Source organism: Streptomyces sp. NPDC033180 (assembly GCF_055577645.1).
The window spans coordinates 30377-45428 of record NZ_JBVIPU010000004.1 but is presented as its reverse complement, the minus strand read 5'-3'; the positions used below and the strand labels follow the sequence as shown (position 1 = coordinate 45428).

The 15052-nt window shown below is 71.5% G+C and carries 18 protein-coding genes; 4 read left to right on the top strand and 14 right to left on the bottom strand.

Features of this window, described 5'->3' with window-relative positions; translation table 11 throughout:
* Positions 1 to 41: 41 nt before the first annotated feature.
* The 6 genes from der to ACZ5WE_RS14120 all read right to left on the bottom strand — a co-directional run bounded on the left by der (position 42) and on the right by ACZ5WE_RS14120 (position 5111).
* The gene (der, locus tag ACZ5WE_RS14145; RefSeq protein ID WP_467687023.1) at positions 42 to 1514 is read right to left on the bottom strand and encodes a ribosome biogenesis GTPase Der; all 1473 of its coding nucleotides are present in this window, start codon (positions 1512 to 1514) and stop codon (positions 42 to 44) included.
* Between the two features lie 70 nt (positions 1515 to 1584).
* Positions 1585 to 2271, bottom strand: a complete 687-nt coding sequence (locus ACZ5WE_RS14140; RefSeq protein ID WP_467687025.1) for a lysophospholipid acyltransferase family protein — start codon at positions 2269 to 2271, stop codon at positions 1585 to 1587.
* Entirely contained in the window at positions 2229 to 2930 is a 702-nt protein-coding gene (cmk, locus tag ACZ5WE_RS14135) for a (d)CMP kinase (protein ID WP_467687027.1), read from the bottom strand. Before cmk ends, ACZ5WE_RS14140 begins: the two co-directional genes overlap by 43 nt.
* 112 nt (positions 2931 to 3042) lie before the next feature.
* Complete coding sequence (locus tag ACZ5WE_RS14130) at positions 3043 to 4128, bottom strand: prephenate dehydrogenase (RefSeq protein ID WP_467687029.1); 1086 nt, start codon at positions 4126 to 4128, stop codon at positions 3043 to 3045.
* A complete protein-coding gene (gene aroH, locus ACZ5WE_RS14125) occupies positions 4125 to 4487 on the bottom strand; it encodes a chorismate mutase (protein WP_467687031.1) in 363 nt (120 codons plus the stop codon). The genes ACZ5WE_RS14130 and aroH overlap by 4 nt, the downstream gene beginning before the upstream one ends.
* 156 nt (positions 4488 to 4643) lie before the next feature.
* A complete protein-coding gene (locus ACZ5WE_RS14120; RefSeq protein WP_467687033.1) occupies positions 4644 to 5111 on the bottom strand; it encodes a YidB family protein in 468 nt (155 codons plus the stop codon).
* Between the two features lie 190 nt (positions 5112 to 5301).
* Between ACZ5WE_RS14120 and ACZ5WE_RS14115 the strand changes: the two genes are divergently transcribed.
* The 4 genes from ACZ5WE_RS14115 to ACZ5WE_RS14100 are packed head-to-tail and all read left to right on the top strand — an operon-like array spanning position 5302 to position 7844.
* Positions 5302 to 5982, top strand: a complete 681-nt coding sequence (locus ACZ5WE_RS14115) for a hypothetical protein (protein ID WP_467687035.1) — start codon at positions 5302 to 5304, stop codon at positions 5980 to 5982.
* Between the two features lie 29 nt (positions 5983 to 6011).
* Positions 6012 to 6605, top strand: a complete 594-nt coding sequence (locus tag ACZ5WE_RS14110) for a DUF6529 family protein (RefSeq protein ID WP_467687037.1) — start codon at positions 6012 to 6014, stop codon at positions 6603 to 6605.
* The gene (locus ACZ5WE_RS14105; protein WP_467687039.1) at positions 6602 to 7063 is read left to right on the top strand and encodes a Rieske (2Fe-2S) protein; all 462 of its coding nucleotides are present in this window, start codon (positions 6602 to 6604) and stop codon (positions 7061 to 7063) included. The genes ACZ5WE_RS14110 and ACZ5WE_RS14105 overlap by 4 nt, the downstream gene beginning before the upstream one ends.
* A 22-nt stretch (positions 7064 to 7085) precedes the next feature.
* The gene (locus ACZ5WE_RS14100) at positions 7086 to 7844 is read left to right on the top strand and encodes a nucleotidyltransferase domain-containing protein (protein ID WP_467687041.1); all 759 of its coding nucleotides are present in this window, start codon (positions 7086 to 7088) and stop codon (positions 7842 to 7844) included.
* Here ACZ5WE_RS14100 and ACZ5WE_RS14095 read toward each other — a convergent pair.
* The 8 genes from ACZ5WE_RS14095 to ACZ5WE_RS14060 all read right to left on the bottom strand — a co-directional run bounded on the left by ACZ5WE_RS14095 (position 7770) and on the right by ACZ5WE_RS14060 (position 15050).
* Positions 7770 to 8540 carry a nucleotidyltransferase domain-containing protein gene (locus ACZ5WE_RS14095; protein WP_467687043.1) on the bottom strand — a complete coding sequence of 257 codons (771 nt, stop codon included), beginning with the start codon at positions 8538 to 8540 and terminating at the stop codon, positions 7770 to 7772. The two genes, ACZ5WE_RS14100 and ACZ5WE_RS14095, sit on opposite strands and share 75 nt — an antisense overlap.
* Before the next feature lie 3 nt (positions 8541 to 8543).
* Positions 8544 to 9545: an ADP-ribosylglycohydrolase family protein gene (locus tag ACZ5WE_RS14090; RefSeq protein ID WP_467687044.1), complete on the bottom strand. Its 1002-nt coding sequence runs from the start codon at positions 9543 to 9545 to the stop codon at positions 8544 to 8546.
* The gene (locus tag ACZ5WE_RS14085) at positions 9542 to 10270 is read right to left on the bottom strand and encodes an NUDIX hydrolase (protein ID WP_467687046.1); all 729 of its coding nucleotides are present in this window, start codon (positions 10268 to 10270) and stop codon (positions 9542 to 9544) included. The genes ACZ5WE_RS14090 and ACZ5WE_RS14085 overlap by 4 nt, the downstream gene beginning before the upstream one ends.
* Before the next feature lie 131 nt (positions 10271 to 10401).
* Positions 10402 to 11610, bottom strand: a complete 1209-nt coding sequence (locus tag ACZ5WE_RS14080) for a pseudouridine synthase (protein ID WP_467687048.1) — start codon at positions 11608 to 11610, stop codon at positions 10402 to 10404.
* 10 nt (positions 11611 to 11620) lie between these two features.
* Positions 11621 to 12295, bottom strand: coding sequence for an SMC-Scp complex subunit ScpB (gene scpB, locus ACZ5WE_RS14075; RefSeq protein WP_467687050.1), 675 nt, complete (start codon positions 12293 to 12295; stop codon positions 11621 to 11623).
* Positions 12292 to 13248, bottom strand: a complete 957-nt coding sequence (locus tag ACZ5WE_RS14070) for a segregation and condensation protein A (RefSeq protein WP_467687052.1) — start codon at positions 13246 to 13248, stop codon at positions 12292 to 12294. Before ACZ5WE_RS14070 ends, scpB begins: the two co-directional genes overlap by 4 nt.
* Positions 13249 to 13266: 18 nt before the next feature.
* Positions 13267 to 13863: a hypothetical protein gene (locus ACZ5WE_RS14065; protein ID WP_467687054.1), complete on the bottom strand. Its 597-nt coding sequence runs from the start codon at positions 13861 to 13863 to the stop codon at positions 13267 to 13269.
* Positions 13848 to 15050 carry a ParA family protein gene (locus ACZ5WE_RS14060; RefSeq protein ID WP_351171210.1) on the bottom strand — a complete coding sequence of 401 codons (1203 nt, stop codon included), beginning with the start codon at positions 15048 to 15050 and terminating at the stop codon, positions 13848 to 13850. Before ACZ5WE_RS14060 ends, ACZ5WE_RS14065 begins: the two co-directional genes overlap by 16 nt.
* Positions 15051 to 15052: the final 2 nt, after the last annotated feature.

Below are 15052 nucleotides of genomic sequence, written 5' to 3'. Positions count from 1 at the left end.
TCTTGATGAAGGCGGGGCCCGGCCCCTTGGTCCATCCGTGGCTACTTCTTGCGGCCGCGCTTCTCGCGCACCCGCACCGAGATGTGGATCGGCGTGCCCTCGAAGCCGAACTCCTCACGGAGCCTGCGCTCCACGAAGCGGCGGTAGCCGTGCTCGATGAAGCCGGAGGAGAAGAGCACGAACCGCGGCGGCTTCGTGCCGGCCTGCGTGCCGAAGAGGATGCGGGGCTGCTTGCCGCCGCGGATCGGGTGCGGGTGGGAGGCCACGAGCTCGCCGAGGAAGGCGTTGAGCCGACCCGTCGGGACGCGCGTCTCCCAGCCCGCGAGGGCGGTCTCGATCGCCGGGACGAGCTTTTCCATGTGGCGGCCGGTCTCGGCGGAGACGTTGACCCGGGGGGCCCACGCGACCTGGAGGAGCTCGGTCTCGATCTCCCGCTCCAGGTAGTAGCGGCGCTCCTCGTCGAGGGTGTCCCACTTGTTGTACGCGACGACGATGGCGCGGCCCGCCTCGACGGCCATCGTGACGATGCGCTGGTCCTGGATGCTGATCGACTCGCTCGCGTCGATCAGGATGACCGCGACCTCCGCCTTCTCGACGGCGGCCGCCGTGCGCAGCGAGGCGTAGTAGTCGGCTCCCTGCTGCAGGTGGACGCGCTTGCGGATGCCCGCGGTGTCCACGAACTTCCAGACGACGCCGCCGAGTTCGATGAGTTCGTCGACCGGGTCACGGGTGGTGCCCGCGATCTCGTTGACGACCACGCGGTTCTCGTTCGCCACCTTGTTGAGCAGCGAGGACTTGCCGACGTTCGGGCGGCCGATGAGCGCGATGCGGCGCGGGCCGCCGATGGCGGTGCCGAAGGACTGCTCGGGCGCCTCGGGCAGCGCGTCCAGGACGGCGTCCAGCATGTCGCCGGTGCCGCGGCCGTGCAGTGCGGAGACGGGGTACGGCTCGCCGAGGCCGAGGGCCCACAGGGCGGTGGCGTCGGCCTCGCCGGAGGGGCCGTCGACCTTGTTGGCGCACAGGACGACGGGCTTGCCCGACTTGCGGAGCAGCCGTACTACGGCTTCGTCCGTGTCGGTGGCGCCGGTCGTGGCGTCCACGACGAAGACGACCGCGTCGGCCGCCTCGATCGCGTACTCGGCCTGGGCGGCCACGGACGCGTCGATGCCGAGGACGTCCTGCTCCCAGCCGCCGGTGTCGACGAGCTTGAAGCGGCGGCCCGCCCACTCGGCCTCGTACGTCACGCGGTCGCGGGTCACGCCGGGGCGGTCCTCGACGACGGCCTCGCGGCGGCCGATGATGCGGTTGACGAGGGTCGACTTGCCGACGTTCGGGCGGCCGACCACCGCGAGGGCGGGCAGCGGGCCGTGGCCCGCGTCGCCGATCGCGCCTTCGACATCCTCGGGATCGAAGCCTTCCTCCGCGGCGAGCTCCATGAACTCCGCGTACTCGGCGTCGCCAAGCGCCCCGTGCTCGTGTTCAGCCGAGCCTTCGGGCTGGATCTGGTCGTTCATGAAGTCCGTACCTCTGTCGTATTCGTGATCGGTGGCCCGCCTCGCGACGATCCACTACTGAAAGTCTCGCTCAGCGCCCGGTCAGGCGCCTGGCGTCCGCCAGGTGCGCGGTGAGCCGCTCCTGGATGCGCACGGTCGCCTCGTCCAGCGCCTTGCGCGTACGCCGACCGCTGTCGTCGCCCGCCTCGAAGGGGTCGCCGAAGACGACGTCGACCCTGCTGCGCAGCGGGGGCAGCCCCTTCAACAACCGTCCGCGCTTCTCCGTGCTTCCCAGAACCGCGACCGGAACGATGGGCGCACCGCTCCGTACGGCGAAGTACGCGAGGCCGGCGCGCAGCGAGGCGAAGTCGCCCTCGCCCCGGGTGCCCTCGGGGAAGATCCCGAGGACGCCGCCGTGGTCGAGCACGCCGAGCGCCCGGGTGATCGCCGTGCGGTCGGCGATCTCACGGTCCACCTTCACCTGCCCGATGCCGAGCAGGAAGCGGTCCAGGGGGCCGATGAACGCTTCCTTCTTGATGAGGAAGTGCGTCGGCCTGGGTGCCGTCCCCATCACCATCGGACCGTCGACGTTGTGGGAGTGGTTCACGGCCAGGATCACCGGGCCGGCCGCCGGGACTTTCCAGGCGCCGAGGACGCGGGGCTTCCACAGGCCGTACATGAGGCCGACGCCGATGCGGCGGCCGACCTCCGCACCCCGTTCCGACGGCGCCGCGGTCACTTCGCCGCCCGCTTCTCCTCGACGAGGGTGACGATGCACTCGATGACCTGCTGCAGCGTGAGCTCGGTGGTGTCCACCTCGACGGCGTCGCCGGCCTTGGCCAGCGGCGACGTCTTGCGGCTGGAGTCGGCCGTGTCCCGCTTGATGAGCGCCTCGCGCGTGGCGGCGACGTCGGAGCCCTTGAGCTCGCCGCTGCGGCGGGCGGCCCGGGCCTCGGGCGAAGCCGTGAGGAAGATCTTCAGGTCGGCGTCGGGCAGGACCGTCGTACCGATGTCACGCCCCTCGACGACGATGCCCTTCTCGGCGGACGCGGCGATGGTGCGCTGCAGCTCCGTGATGCGGGCGCGCACCTCGGGGACGGCGCTGACGGCGCTGACCTTGGAGGTGACGTCGGTCGTACGGATCGGCCCCGCGACGTCCGTGCCGTCGACCGTGATGGTCGGGGCGAGCGGCTCGGTGCCGGAGATGATCTCGGGCTTGCCCGCGACCGCGGCGATGGCGGTCGGGTCCGTCAGCTCGATGCCGTGGTGCACCATCCACCAGGTGATCGCGCGGTACTGGGCGCCGGTGTCCAGGTAGCTGAGGCCGAGCTGGGCGGCGACGGCCTTCGAGGTGCTCGACTTGCCCGTGCCGGAGGGCCCGTCGATGGCGACGATCACTGCTGCGGGCGCCGAACCGGCGGTTTCCACGGTTTCCACGGGGTGCGAAACCTCTCTCAGGACGCGGGGACGGGGTAGCGGGACGCGGACACGCCCCGCACAAGGTTACTGGCTCCCGCGCGCACCTCTTACTGCCGGATGCCCCGGGCCTTTACTGCCGGATCGCCCAGCCCCGCTCCCGCAGCGCCGCGCTGAGCACCGGGACCGCCTTCGGCTCCACGACGAGCTGCACGAGTCCCGCCTGCTGGCCCGTCGCGTGCTCGATGCGGACGTCCTCGATGTTCACTCCGGCCCGGTCCGCGTCGGCGAAGATCCTGGCCAGCTGTCCCGGCTGGTCGTTGATGAGCACCGCGACGACCTCGTACGCCGTCGGGGCGGCCCCGTGCTTGCCGGGTACCCGGACCTGTCCGGCGTTACCGCGCCGCAGCACGTTCTCGACGCCGGCGGCACCCTCGCGCCGCTTGACGTCGTCCGCCGACTGCAGCGCCCGGAGTGCCGTCACCGTCTCGTCGAGATCGGTGGCGACGGCGGAGAGCAGGTCGGCGACGGGACCTGGGTTGGCCGACAGGATGTCGATCCACATCCGCGGATCGGAGGCGGCGATGCGCGTGACGTCACGGATGCCCTGCCCGCACAGCCGGACCGCCGTCTCCTCGGCGTTCTCCAGGCGGGCCGCGACCATGCTGGAGACCAGGTGCGGCATGTGCGAGACGAGCGCGACCGCGCGGTCGTGCGCGTCGGCGTCCATGACGACCGGCACCGCGCGGCAGAGGGCGACGAGTTCCAGGGCGAGGTTGAGGACCTCGGTGTCGGTGTCGCGGGTGGGCGTCAGGACCCAGGGCCGTCCCTCGAAGAGGTCGGCGGTGGCGGCGAGCGGGCCGCTGCGCTCGCGCCCGGACATGGGGTGCGTGCCGATGTACGGGGTGAGGTCGATGCCGAGCGCCTCCAGCTCCCGGCGCGGGCCCCCCTTGACGCTCGCCACGTCGAGGTAGCCGCGGGCCGCCTCGCGCCGCATGACGTCGGCCAGCGTGGCCGCGACGTGCGCGGGCGGCACGGCGACGACGCAGAGGTCGACCCTTCCCTCGGGGGCTTCGTCGGTGCCGGCGCCGAGCGCGGCAGCCGTGCGGGCCTGCCCGGGGTCGTGGTCGGCGAGGTGCACGGTCACGCCGCGCGACGCGAGGGCCAGGGCGGCGGAGGTGCCGATCAGGCCGGTGCCGATGACGAGGGCGGTTCTCACTGGGCGATGTCCTTGCGCAGGGTGGCCGCGGCGCCGAGGTAGACGTGGGTGATCTCGGAGCGGGGCTTGGGGGACTCTGTGTGGGCGAGGACGCGGACGACCCGCGGCATGGCTCCCTCGATCTCCAGCTCCTGCGCGCAGATCAGCGGGACGTCCACGATGCCGAGCCTGCGCGCGGCCGCCGCGGGGAAGTCGCTGTGCAGATCGGGCGTCGCGGTGAACCAGATGCTGATCAGGTCCTCCTGGGTCAGCGCGTTCCGCTCGAGGATGGCGGTGAGCAGCTCGCCGACCTGCTCGTCCATGTGGTCGGCCGCGTCCCGCTCCAGTTGGACGGCGCCCCGGACCGCTCGTACCGCCACAGTGCTGCTCCTCGCTCGCGTTTCGTACGACTGCTGTGCGGACCAAGGGTAGTCAGCGCCCCGGGGACGAGTGCGCGGCGCCCGCCTGCCGAGACGGACGCCGCGTGCCCACCGGGGTGGGGTCGGAGCTTCTGCTCCGTCAGAGCTTTCGCCTGATCAGAGCTTCTGCTCCTTGATGATGTCCTCCAGGGAGCCCGTCGGTACCTGCCCCTGGGGGGTCAGCTTGTCAACCGCCTGGGGCAGCTGCTGGGCGATCTGGTCGGCGGCCTCGTCACGGCTGACACCCGCGTCGTTGGCCACCTTGTCCAGGGTCTCGTCAGGGACTGCCTGCTTGACCTGGTCCGGGCTCAACGGGTGGTTGTCGCCCTTGCCGACCCAGGAGTCCAGCTGTTCCTGGCTGACCAGGCCCGAGTTCTTGATCATGTCGAGGATGCCGCCCAGCGGGTTGCCTCCCGCGGAACCGCCCTGCCCGCCGCCACTGCCGCCGGCGCCGCCGCCCAGCAGGCCGCCGAGCAGCGAGCCGAGGATGTTGCCGCCTCCGGAGCCGCCTGCCGCGCCGCCTTGACCGGCTTGGCCGCCGCCGAGGAGACCGCCGAGAAGGCTTCCCAGATCGTTACCCGCCATGGTCGCGCCTTTCGAGTGAGTGGCCGGGCCGGCGCCTCAAAGGGGCGCGGACCTCAGACCATGACAATGTCGCCCGAATCGCCCCCTGTCGCCACTTGGCCCGATTGGTGGACGTTCAACTATGGACGCCGGGGGCGCGGGTCCGCTTGCATGGAGGGGCCGGCAAGGCCACGCCTCGGGGGAGGCCCGCATGAAGCGCTCCGGACCGCTCTACACGCTTCTCGGGGGACTGCTGCTCGCCCTGTTCATGCTGTCGCTCAACGCGACGACAGGGACGGGCGATTCGTCGTACGGAGGGGACTCTCCCGACGCCGCGTCGTCGGCGCCCACGTCCGCGAAGCCCACCGAGGCCGCTCCGTCTCCCACGCCCACCGAGAGCCCCTCCAAGAGCCCGCCGAGAAGGCCTCCCGGCAAGTCCGAGTACGCGGGCCGCACGGCCGACGACGCCGCCGCGGTCTCTGTCTCGATCCGCGACGACAAGGCCATCGCGTACTACTGCGACGGCCGCGACACGGAGTCCTGGCTGAAGGGCGACGTCGAGGACGACGGATCCATGCGCCTGACCGGCAAGCACGGCGCGAAGCTGGACGGCACCCTCGCCGGCAACGCGGTCACCGGCAAGGTCGAGGTCGGCGAACGGCCGCGGGACTTCACCGCCGCCAGGGCGAAGAAGCCCTCCGGCCTGTACCGCGCGACCACCGAGGTGCGCGGCGCCGAGATAGACGGCGGCTGGATCGTCCTGCCCGACGGGCGGCAGGTCGGGATCCTCAAGGAGGACGGCAGGCCGCGAAAGGCACCGCGCCTCGACCCGGAGACCGGCGCCGTCCCGTTCGACGGCGGCGACCTCACCGCCCGCCCCGTCGTGCCCTGACCCCGCTCCGCCCCGACCAGGGAGCCGCCATGAGCGTCGATCCGAACGCCGCGACCCAGGGCGGCTTCGGCCCGCCCCCCGCCATGGGCGACCACCGCCGTCCGAGCGCCGCACGCTATCTCGTCCCCGCCCTGGTCGCCGCGGCGGTCGCGGTCGGTCTCGGGGTGTACGGCAGGACGCACGACCCCGAGGGCACGGCCTTCAACCTCGCCGGGTTCAGCAGCACCGGCGCGGTCAAGGCCTGGCTGGGCACGACGGCGTTCGCCTTCGCGCTGGTCCAGGTCGTCTCGGCGCTCATGGTGTACGGGCGCCTGCCGGGGCCGTCGTGGTCGTCGGCGCTGCACCGCTGGTCGGGCCGGATCGCGTTCCTGGTGTCGGTCCCCGTGGCGGTCCACTGTCTCTACGCCCTCGGGTACCAGACGTACTCGACCCGGGTGATGTGGCACTCGCTGCTCGCCTGCTCCTTCTTCGGCGCGTTCAGCGCCAAGATGCTGCTGCTCCGCGCACAGAAGCTGCCCGGCTGGCTGCTTCCGGTGGTCGGCGGCCTGGTCTTCGTGGTCCTCACAGCGGTCTGGTGGACGTCGGCGCTGTGGTTCTTCCGTACGTTCGGGGTGACGACATGAGCGGCGCGCAACCCTCGCGGCGCACGGTCCTGGCCGCGGGCGGTGCGGTCGCGCTGACCGCCGGTTGCAGCAAGTACGGCGACGAGGGCGCGGAGCCAGAACCGCCGAAGTCGGAGGCCACTTCCGCCGAGCCCTCGAAACCGGGCGGGAAGGACGAACCTCCTCCCGAGGCCGAGGAGTTGGCCAGGACCTCCGACATCCCGGTGGGCGGCGGCAAGGTCCTCAAGGACGAGAAGATCGTCGTGACCCAGCCCGAAGAGGGCGACTTCAAGGCCTTCTCCGCGGTCTGCACCCACTCGGGCTGCACGGTCAGCGAGGTCGCGGACGGCACGATCAACTGCGCCTGCCACGGCAGCAGGTACCGCGTGGCGGACGCCTCGGTCGCGGACGGCCCGGCACCGCGCCCGCTCCCCCCGCAGAACATCAAGGTCACCGGAAACTCGATCACGCGCGGCTAGCCGGTGGCCGTACGCTCCCGGCATGCACCGCCCCACGGACACCGCCCTGGACCTGGTCCGCAACCACACCGTCTACGCCTGTGTGATGGGCTCGCGCGCCTTCGGCCTGGCCACGGACGGCAGCGACACCGACCGCAGGGGTGTCTTCCTGGCCCCCACCCCGCTGTTCTGGCACTTCGAGAAGCCGCCCACGCACGTGGACGGCCCGGACGACGAGCAGTTCAGCTGGGAGTTGGAACGCTTCTGCGAGCTGGCCCTGCGCGCCAACCCGAACATCCTGGAGTGCCTGCACTCCCCCGTGGTGGAACACGTGACGGACACCGGCCGCGAACTCCTGACCCTGCGCGACGCGTTCCTGTCCCGCCAGGTCCACACCACCTTCGTGGGCTACGCGCTCGGCCAGCACAAGAAGCTGGAGGCGGACGTACGCCGGCACGGCGCACCCCGCTGGAAGCACGCCATGCACCTCCTGCGCCTCCTGACGAGCTGCCGCGACCTGCTCCGCTCCGGCGAACTGACCCTCGACGTCGGCGCCCAGCGTGAATCCCTGCTGGCGGTCAAGCGCGGCGAGGTGTCCTGGCGGGAGGTCGAGTCCCGGATGAACCGCCTGGCCGAGGAGGCGGACGCGTCGGCCACGCGCACCCCGCTCCCCGCCGAACCGGACCGGGACCGCGTGGCGGACTTCCTGTTCCGCGTGCGGCGGGCGTCAGCTCTGGAGCCGTACGCGGACGACGAGATCGTGCAGGGCGTCGAACGCGGAGTGAACCCCAGGAAGCCCTGAGTCCGCCTGCGCCTGGTCCAGAACTCCGTGCAGCCGCTCCACGTCGGCGGCCACGCGGGCACGGTCCACGTCGGCGCCGCCGTGTTCGGCCTCGGTCTTGGCGGCGACGAGGTCGGGCAGGTAGACGGGCGCCACCCAGTCGCCCGCCTCCCCCACGAGCGTGGGCAGATGGGCGACCAGGGAAGCGCTGCGCATCAGGTGTATCCCGGTCAGCAGGGCGCGGAAGGTGTAGAGCAGCGGCTTGAGCTCGCCGTTCCTCTCGAAGAGCCGCCACTGGGTCTTGGCGAATCCCCGGTAGTGGTGGGCGTGATGACTGGTGAGGACGGTGGGCGCGAGCGCGACGAGCTCCGCGTGGACGTCGGTCGTGTGCGCCACCAGCGGCGAGAGCAGCTGTTCCAGGACGTAGCCGTTGTGCCGCAGCATCAGTCGCACGAACTTGCGCAGGTCGTGCGTCACGAGGTCCATTTCCACGCCCTCGTGGTCCCACATCTTCGAGCGGGTCTCCTCTGGCTCCCGCAGCCCCACCAGTTCGGCCACGGGCAGCAGGTGCACCCCGCGCAGATCGACGTCGGAGTCGCGGGACGGGAAGCCGTACAGATGCGCCCCGGAGACCGTCGCGAACAGCAGCGGGTCCGTCTGCTCCGCCGCGACGGAGGCGAGATCGGCGTAGAGGTCCGGGCCCAGGTCCACAGTCATGGCTCAAGAATCCCAGAGCGCCCCCAGCCCGAGCAGCTCCCCCCGGTACTCGATGCGCTCCGCCCACGCGGCGGGCCAGGCGTCCGCGCCCAGGTGGGCTCCCGCGAAGGCGCCGGTCAGGCACGCGATCGAGTCGGAGTCGCCCGAGGTGCACGCGGCCCTGCGCAGAGCGGTCACGGGCTCGTTCACGAACTGCAGGAAGCACAGCAGCCCCGTGGCGAGCGCCTCTTCGGCGACCCACCCCTCACCCGTGGCCAGGCAGGGGTCCGTCTCCGGGTTGGCGTGCCTCAGCGCGGACTCGAGGCGTTCGAGGACACCCAGGCACTCGTCCCAGCCACGGGCGATGAACATCCCCGGCATCGGATCGTCGCCCCGCGCCCACAGCTCGCCGAGCCAACGCCCGTGGTACGTCTCCCGGTTCTCGTAGGCGTACGAGCGCAGCAGCCCGACGAGACCCGTCGGCTCGGCGCCCTCCGCGAGCAGCCGCACGGCGTGCGCCGTGAGGTCCGACGCGGCGAGCGCCGTGGGGTGGCCGTGGGTGAGCGCGGACTGCAGCTGCGCCGCGCCCGCCCGCTGCTCGTCGCTCAGGCCGGGGACGAGTCCGATCGGCGCGACGCGCATGTTGGCGCCGCAGCCCTTGGAGTGCACCTGGCTCGCCTCCTCCCATGGCTTACCGGTCTTCAGGAGGTAGCAGGCCTTGAGGCACGTGTTGCCGGGCGCGCGGTTGTTCTCCGGCGACTGGTACCACTCCACGAACTCCTCGCGCACCGGCCGCTCCATCCGCTTCGGCCCGAGCAGTCCCCGCTCCATGGCCGTCCGCAGGCCGCGGCCCAGCGCGAGCGTCATCTGCGTGTCGTCCGTGACGATCGCGGGCCGTGGCAGCTCCATCTCCCGCCAGGGCCCGCACTTGGCGAGGATCGACGGCACGTCGTTGAACTCGGTCGGGAAGCCGAGCGCGTCCCCCAGGGCGAGGCCTGTCAGGGATCCGGTGGCGGCACGCTTCATGAGGGCTTTCCTTCCGGGGGAACGATCGAAGGGCGGAGCAGCGGCGGGTGCAGGGAGGTCGCCGGGCCCGCCCGGTAGAGAGCCGCCGGTTTGCCCCGGCCGCCCGTCAGGCGCGCGGCCCCGGGGATCGCCTCGACGAAGCCGGCCGTGCCGAGCGCCTTGCGTCGGAAGTTGGCCGGGTCCAGTTCGGCGCCCCACACCGTCTCGTAGACCTGCCGCAGCTCGCCGAGCGTGAACTCGGGCGGGCAGAAGGCGGTGGCGAGGCCGGTGTACTCGAACTTGGCGCAGACGCGGTCGTGGGCGTCGGCGAGGATCCGGTCGTGGTCGAAGGCGAGCGGCCCCCGGCTGCCGTACGGCAGCCACTCCGCGCGGGCCGCGTCGCTGCCGCCGCGCACCGCGGGAGGGTCGGGGACGAGCGCCGCGAAGGCCACCGACACGACCCGCATCCGCGGGTCGCGGTCCGGTTCGCTGTAGGTGCGCAGCTGCTCCAGGTGGAGCCCGGCGCTGTCCGTGAGGCCGGTCTCCTCGGCGAGCTCACGCTCCGCCGCGGTCTCGGCGGACTCCTTGGGCAGCACGAATCCGCCGGGCAGCGCCCAGCATCCCGCGTACGGCTCTTGGCCGCGCTCGACGAGCAGCACGTGCAGACGGCCTGCTCGGACGGTGAGGACGGCGAGGTCGACGGTGACGGCGAACGGCTCGAAGGCGTACTTGTCGTAGCCCTGCATGGCCCACCACCTCCCCTTTATAGTCGCTCTGACTATAAAGGGGAGGTGGTGCACCCCGCAAGCAACACGCAAAAAGGCGGCCGGCCCCTGCGCGTGCAGGGACCGGCCGCCTCAGTCGGCCTCGGGCTCGCCTAGAGGTCGACCTCCTGCATCAGCATGCCGACCTCGGTGTTGGACAGCCTGCGCAGCCACCCCGACTTCTGGTCGCCGAGCGTGATCGGCCCGAAGGACGTCCGCACCAGCTTGTCGACCGGGAAACCGGCCTCCGCGAGCATGCGGCGCACGATGTGCTTGCGACCCTCGTGCAGGGTCACCTCGACCAGGTAGTTCTTGCCGGTCTGCTCGACGACACGGAAGTGGTCGGCGCGGGCGTACCCGTCCTCCAGCTCGATCCCGTCCTTGAGCCGCTTGCCCAGGTCACGAGGGATCGGACCGACGATGTGCGCGAGGTAGACCTTCTTCACGCCGTACTTCGGGTGCGTGAGGCGGTGGGCCAGCTCACCGTGGTTGGTGAGCAGGATGACACCCTCGGTCTCGGTGTCCAGGCGACCCACGTGGAACAGCCGCGTCTCGCGGTTGGTCACGTAGTCGCCCAGGCACTGGCGCCCCTCGGTGTCCTCCATGGTGGAGACGACGCCGGCGGGCTTGTTCAGCGAGAAGAACTGGTACGACTGGGTCGCGACCGTCAGGCCGTCGACCTTGATCTCGTCACGCTCCGGCTGGACCCGCAGGCCCTGCTCCATCACGATCTCGCCGTTGACCTCGACGCGGGCCTGCTCGACCAGTTCCTCGCAGGCACGCCGTGAGCCGTAGCCCGCGCGCGCGAGGATCTTCTGCAGCCGCTCGCCCTCCTGCTCGGCGCCGGGGAAGGTCTTGGGCGGGCTGACCTTGGGCTTGCCCGCGTAACGCTCGCGGTTGCGCTCTTCCTGCCGCGCGTCGTACTCACGGGAGGTCGCGGGAGCTCCCGCGCCGCGCCGGGTACCCCTGTCGGAGCCCTGAGGCGCCCTGGGGCCGCCCTTGGCGCCACCGCGGGCTGCCGCGCCACGGCCCTTCTTGGAGGCATCGCCGCCTACGTCGTAGCGGCGCTCCTCGGGACGAGGCTTGCTCTCGCGCTTGGGTGCCTGGTCGTCGCGCGCGCCACCGGCGCCGCGACCCTGCCGGTCGGGGCTGTTACCGGAACCCCGGTAGTCACGCCCGCCACCGCTGCCGCGTCCGGCGCCGCCGCCGCTTCCGCGACCGCCGCCGCTTCCGCGCCCACCGCTGCTGCCACGGCTGCCGCTGTTGCCACCACGGCTCCCGCCGTTGTTTCCGCTGCTGTTCCTGCCGTTGCTGCTTCGCATCAAATTTCCGTTAGTCGACTGTGCCCTCGGTGTACTCGTAACCCGGCGCATCGGGTGCGTCCGGATCGAACGACGGAACGCCTTCCAGCGTCTCGGCCTCGATCGCCTCCGCCTCGGGGAGGAAAGGCGCGAGCTCCGGGAGCTCGTCCAGGCCGCGCAGGCCCATCCGCTCCAGAAAGTAGTTCGTCGTCCTGTACAGGATCGCACCTGTTTCGGGTTCCGCGCCCGCCTCCTCCACCAGCCCCCTCTGGAGAAGCGTCCGCATCACGCCGTCACAGTTCACTCCGCGCACCGCGGAGACCCTGGAACGGCTGACCGGCTGACGGTACGCGACGACCGCGAGGGTCTCCAGGGCCGCCTGGGTGAGCCGTGCCTGCTGCCCGTCGAGCACGAAGCGCTCGACGGCCGCGGCGTACTCGGGCCGGGTGTAGAACCGCCAGCCGCCCGCCACGAGCCGCAGCTCGAAGCCCCGCTTCTGCACCGTGTACTCGTCGGCCAGCTCCCGCACCGCGTCGGCGACCTGCCGCCGTGGCCGGTCGAGGATCTTGGCGAGGTGTTCCTCGGTGGCCGGTTCGTCGACGACCATGAGGACGGCCTCCAGGGCGGGCCGCAGCTCCAGATCGGCGACGGCGCCCACCAGGTCGCCCGCGGGGCTCGCGGGACTCACAGGGTTCTCCACGCTCATGTGGCCGTCTCCTCACTCGTCTCACCCGTCACCTCGGGCGCGCGGTCGAACTCGTCGGTCACCGTCGGCTGCCCATCGCCGTCCCCGCCGGTCCACCGCACCATCAGCTCGCCCAGAGCGGTCTCCTGGTCCAGCTCCACGGCCTTCTCGCGGTACAGCTCCAGGAGCGCCAGGAAACGGGCGACTACGGTGAGGGTGTCCCCCGCGTCCTCGACGAGCACCTGGAAGCTGACCTCGCCCCGCTCCCGGAGCAGGGCCACGACAAGGCCCGCCTGCTCCTGCACGGAGACCAGCGGCGCGTGGATGTGGTCGACGTACACCTGGGGCTTCGCCCGGGGCTGCATCGCCTTCACGGCGAGAGCGGCGAACCCCTCGGCGCCGATGCTGATGACGACCTCGGGCAGCAGCTCAGCGTGGTGGGCCTCCAGGCCGACGGTCCGCGGATAGCGCCGCGCCTCCTCGTCGAGCCGCCCGCTGAAGATGTCGGCGATCCGCTTGTACGCGCGATACTGCAGCAGCCGCGCGAAGAGCAGGTCCCGCGCTTCGAGCAGCGCGAGATCCGCCTCGTCCTCGACCTCGGCGGTCGGCAGGAGACGGGCCGCCTTGAGGTCGAGCAGGGTGGCGGCGACCACGAGGAACTCGGTGGTCTGATCCAGATCCCAGTCGGGCCCCATGGCGCGGATGTACGCCATGAACTCGTCGGTCACCGTGGACAGCGCGACTTCGGTGACGTCCATCTTGTGCTTCGAGATGAGCTGAAGCAGCAGATCGAAGGGACCCTCGAAGTTGGCGAGCCGGACCTTGAACCGCCCGTCGTCCGGCTCGGGAGGCGCCGGCGGTTCCGGCTCGGGGGCCGACCGAGGCTCCGGTTCGGGCTCCGCGGGAGCCACCCCGGGGCCCCGCCCCAGGGCACGGCGAGGGGCAGGTGGTGCGGAGTCGTCGGTCGTTGCCATCAGGCGGGAACGCTACCGCTACCGCCCGCGAAGCCGTCGTACGAGAATGCTCGCGTCCCCGCGGGACTCGAGATCCGCGAGAACGACAGCCACCGCCTCGCGGACGATCCGCCCGCGGTCGACGGCGAGCCCGTGCTCGCCTCGCAGCACCAGACGCGCGTGCTCCAGGTCCATCAGCTCCTCGGCGGACACGTACACGGTGATCTTCTCGTCGTGCCGCTCGCGCCCGCTCGGCCGCCGGTTGGCAGCCCGCGCGCGCCGCCGCGCCTGTGCCGTGGAGGAGGAGTTGGCGGCCCGGCCGCCGCCGCTCTGCGCGGCGTCTTCCTGGCCCTGGGCGGAACGGCGCCCGTCCTGCTCGGCATCGGCGGCGGCCGACCGGCTGCGGGATTCGCCCGACTCCGCGTCGGCGGCGCCGTGTTCGGCGGCACCGCCGCCATCTCCCGCCGCGGCACCGCCGCGTGCGTCACCGGCGGCGGTCTCGTCGCTCTCGCCCGCGGGCGACGGCACCCGCGCCTCGCCGTTCGCCTGGCGACGCGGGGACGACGACGTCAGCGCCATCCCCCCGGTCGTACGGAACAGTTCGTCGGCCCCCGGCAGACTCACTCGGCGTGACACCGGGCGAGCACCTCCCTGGCGAGCTGGCGATAAGCGGCCGCGCCGACCGAGTTCGATGCGTACGTCGTGATCGGCTCACCGGCGACCGTGGTCTCCGGGAAGCGGACCGTGCGTCCGATCACCGTGTGGTACACGTGATCGTCGAAGGCCTCGACCACCCGCGCGAGCACCTCACGGCTGTGCACCGTGCGGGAGTCGTACATGGTGGCCAGGATGCCGTCGAGCTCCAGGTCGGGGTTGAGCCGCTCCTGGACCTTCTCGATGGTCTCCGTCAGCAGGGCCACACCGCGCAGCGCGAAGAACTCGCACTCGAGCGGCACGATCACCTTGTGAGCCGCCGTCAGGGCGTTCACGGTGAGCAGGCCGAGCGAGGGCTGGCAGTCGATCACGATGTAGTCGTAGTCCTGCATCAGCGGCTTCAACGCCCGCTGCAGCGTGGACTCGCGCGCGACCTCGCTCACCAACTGCACTTCGGCGGCGGACAGGTCGATGTTGCTGGGCAGCAGGTCCATGTTCGGGACCGCCGTCTTCAGCAGCACCTCGTCCGCCGACATGCCCCGCTCCATGAGCAGGTTGTAGACCGTCAGGTCCAGCTCCATCGGGTTCACCCCGAGGCCCACCGAGAGGGCGCCCTGCGGGTCGAAGTCGACGAGCAGGACCCGGCGTCCGTACTCCGCGAGCGCGGCACCCAGGTTGATGGTCGACGTCGTCTTGCCCACGCCGCCCTTCTGGTTGCACATCGCGATGATCTTCGCGGGACCGTGGTCGGTCAGCGGACCCGGAATCGGGAAGTACGGCAGCGGGCGTCCGGTGGGACCGATGCGCTCACGGCGCTGACGGGCCGCGTCCGGGGCCAGCGTGGCCGCGTACTCGGGATCGGGCTCGTACTCGGCGTCAGGGTCGTAGAAGTGCCCCTGGGGCAGTTCCTCGTAGTCGGCGAGTTGGGTGTGGGTGGTGTTCTCGCCACTCCGGTCGCCGGCCATGGCGTTCACGTGATGGCCATCCATGCTCTGGGGTGCAGACGATGTCGACTGGGTCGCCCCAGTCGGCTGTGCCTGCTGGGGGTTCTGGCGGGCTGCGAAGGTGCGGACAGCGACGGAGCCGACAGCCTCGAGCCCCACGGGTCCTTGGCCCCGCTCAGAGGTTCCTGGTTGACCACCCCCGGGAGCAAATGTCGACTCATTCACAA

What these genes read in the sequence shown, in the direction of transcription:
- ACZ5WE_RS14105 (WP_467687039.1), top strand. Translation starts at nt 6,602, where the DNA reads ATGAGCGGCGCGCAACCCTCGCGGCGCACGGTCCTGGCCGCGGGCGGT.
- ACZ5WE_RS14095 (WP_467687043.1), bottom strand. Translation starts at nt 8,540, where the DNA reads ATGACTGTGGACCTGGGCCCGGACCTCTACGCCGATCTCGCCTCCGTC.
- ACZ5WE_RS14110 (WP_467687037.1), top strand. Translation starts at nt 6,012, where the DNA reads ATGAGCGTCGATCCGAACGCCGCGACCCAGGGCGGCTTCGGCCCGCCC.
- ACZ5WE_RS14070 (WP_467687052.1), bottom strand. Translation starts at nt 13,248, where the DNA reads ATGGCAACGACCGACGACTCCGCACCACCTGCCCCTCGCCGTGCCCTG.
- ACZ5WE_RS14120 (WP_467687033.1), bottom strand. Translation starts at nt 5,111, where the DNA reads ATGGCGGGTAACGATCTGGGAAGCCTTCTCGGCGGTCTCCTCGGCGGC.
- ACZ5WE_RS14085 (WP_467687046.1), bottom strand. Translation starts at nt 10,270, where the DNA reads ATGCAGGGCTACGACAAGTACGCCTTCGAGCCGTTCGCCGTCACCGTC.
- ACZ5WE_RS14080 (WP_467687048.1), bottom strand. Translation starts at nt 11,610, where the DNA reads ATGCGAAGCAGCAACGGCAGGAACAGCAGCGGAAACAACGGCGGGAGC.
- scpB (WP_467687050.1), bottom strand. Translation starts at nt 12,295, where the DNA reads ATGAGCGTGGAGAACCCTGTGAGTCCCGCGAGCCCCGCGGGCGACCTG.
- ACZ5WE_RS14115 (WP_467687035.1), top strand. Translation starts at nt 5,302, where the DNA reads ATGAAGCGCTCCGGACCGCTCTACACGCTTCTCGGGGGACTGCTGCTC.
- der (WP_467687023.1), bottom strand. Translation starts at nt 1,514, where the DNA reads ATGAACGACCAGATCCAGCCCGAAGGCTCGGCTGAACACGAGCACGGG.
- ACZ5WE_RS14100 (WP_467687041.1), top strand. Translation starts at nt 7,086, where the DNA reads ATGCACCGCCCCACGGACACCGCCCTGGACCTGGTCCGCAACCACACC.
- ACZ5WE_RS14090 (WP_467687044.1), bottom strand. Translation starts at nt 9,545, where the DNA reads ATGAAGCGTGCCGCCACCGGATCCCTGACAGGCCTCGCCCTGGGGGAC.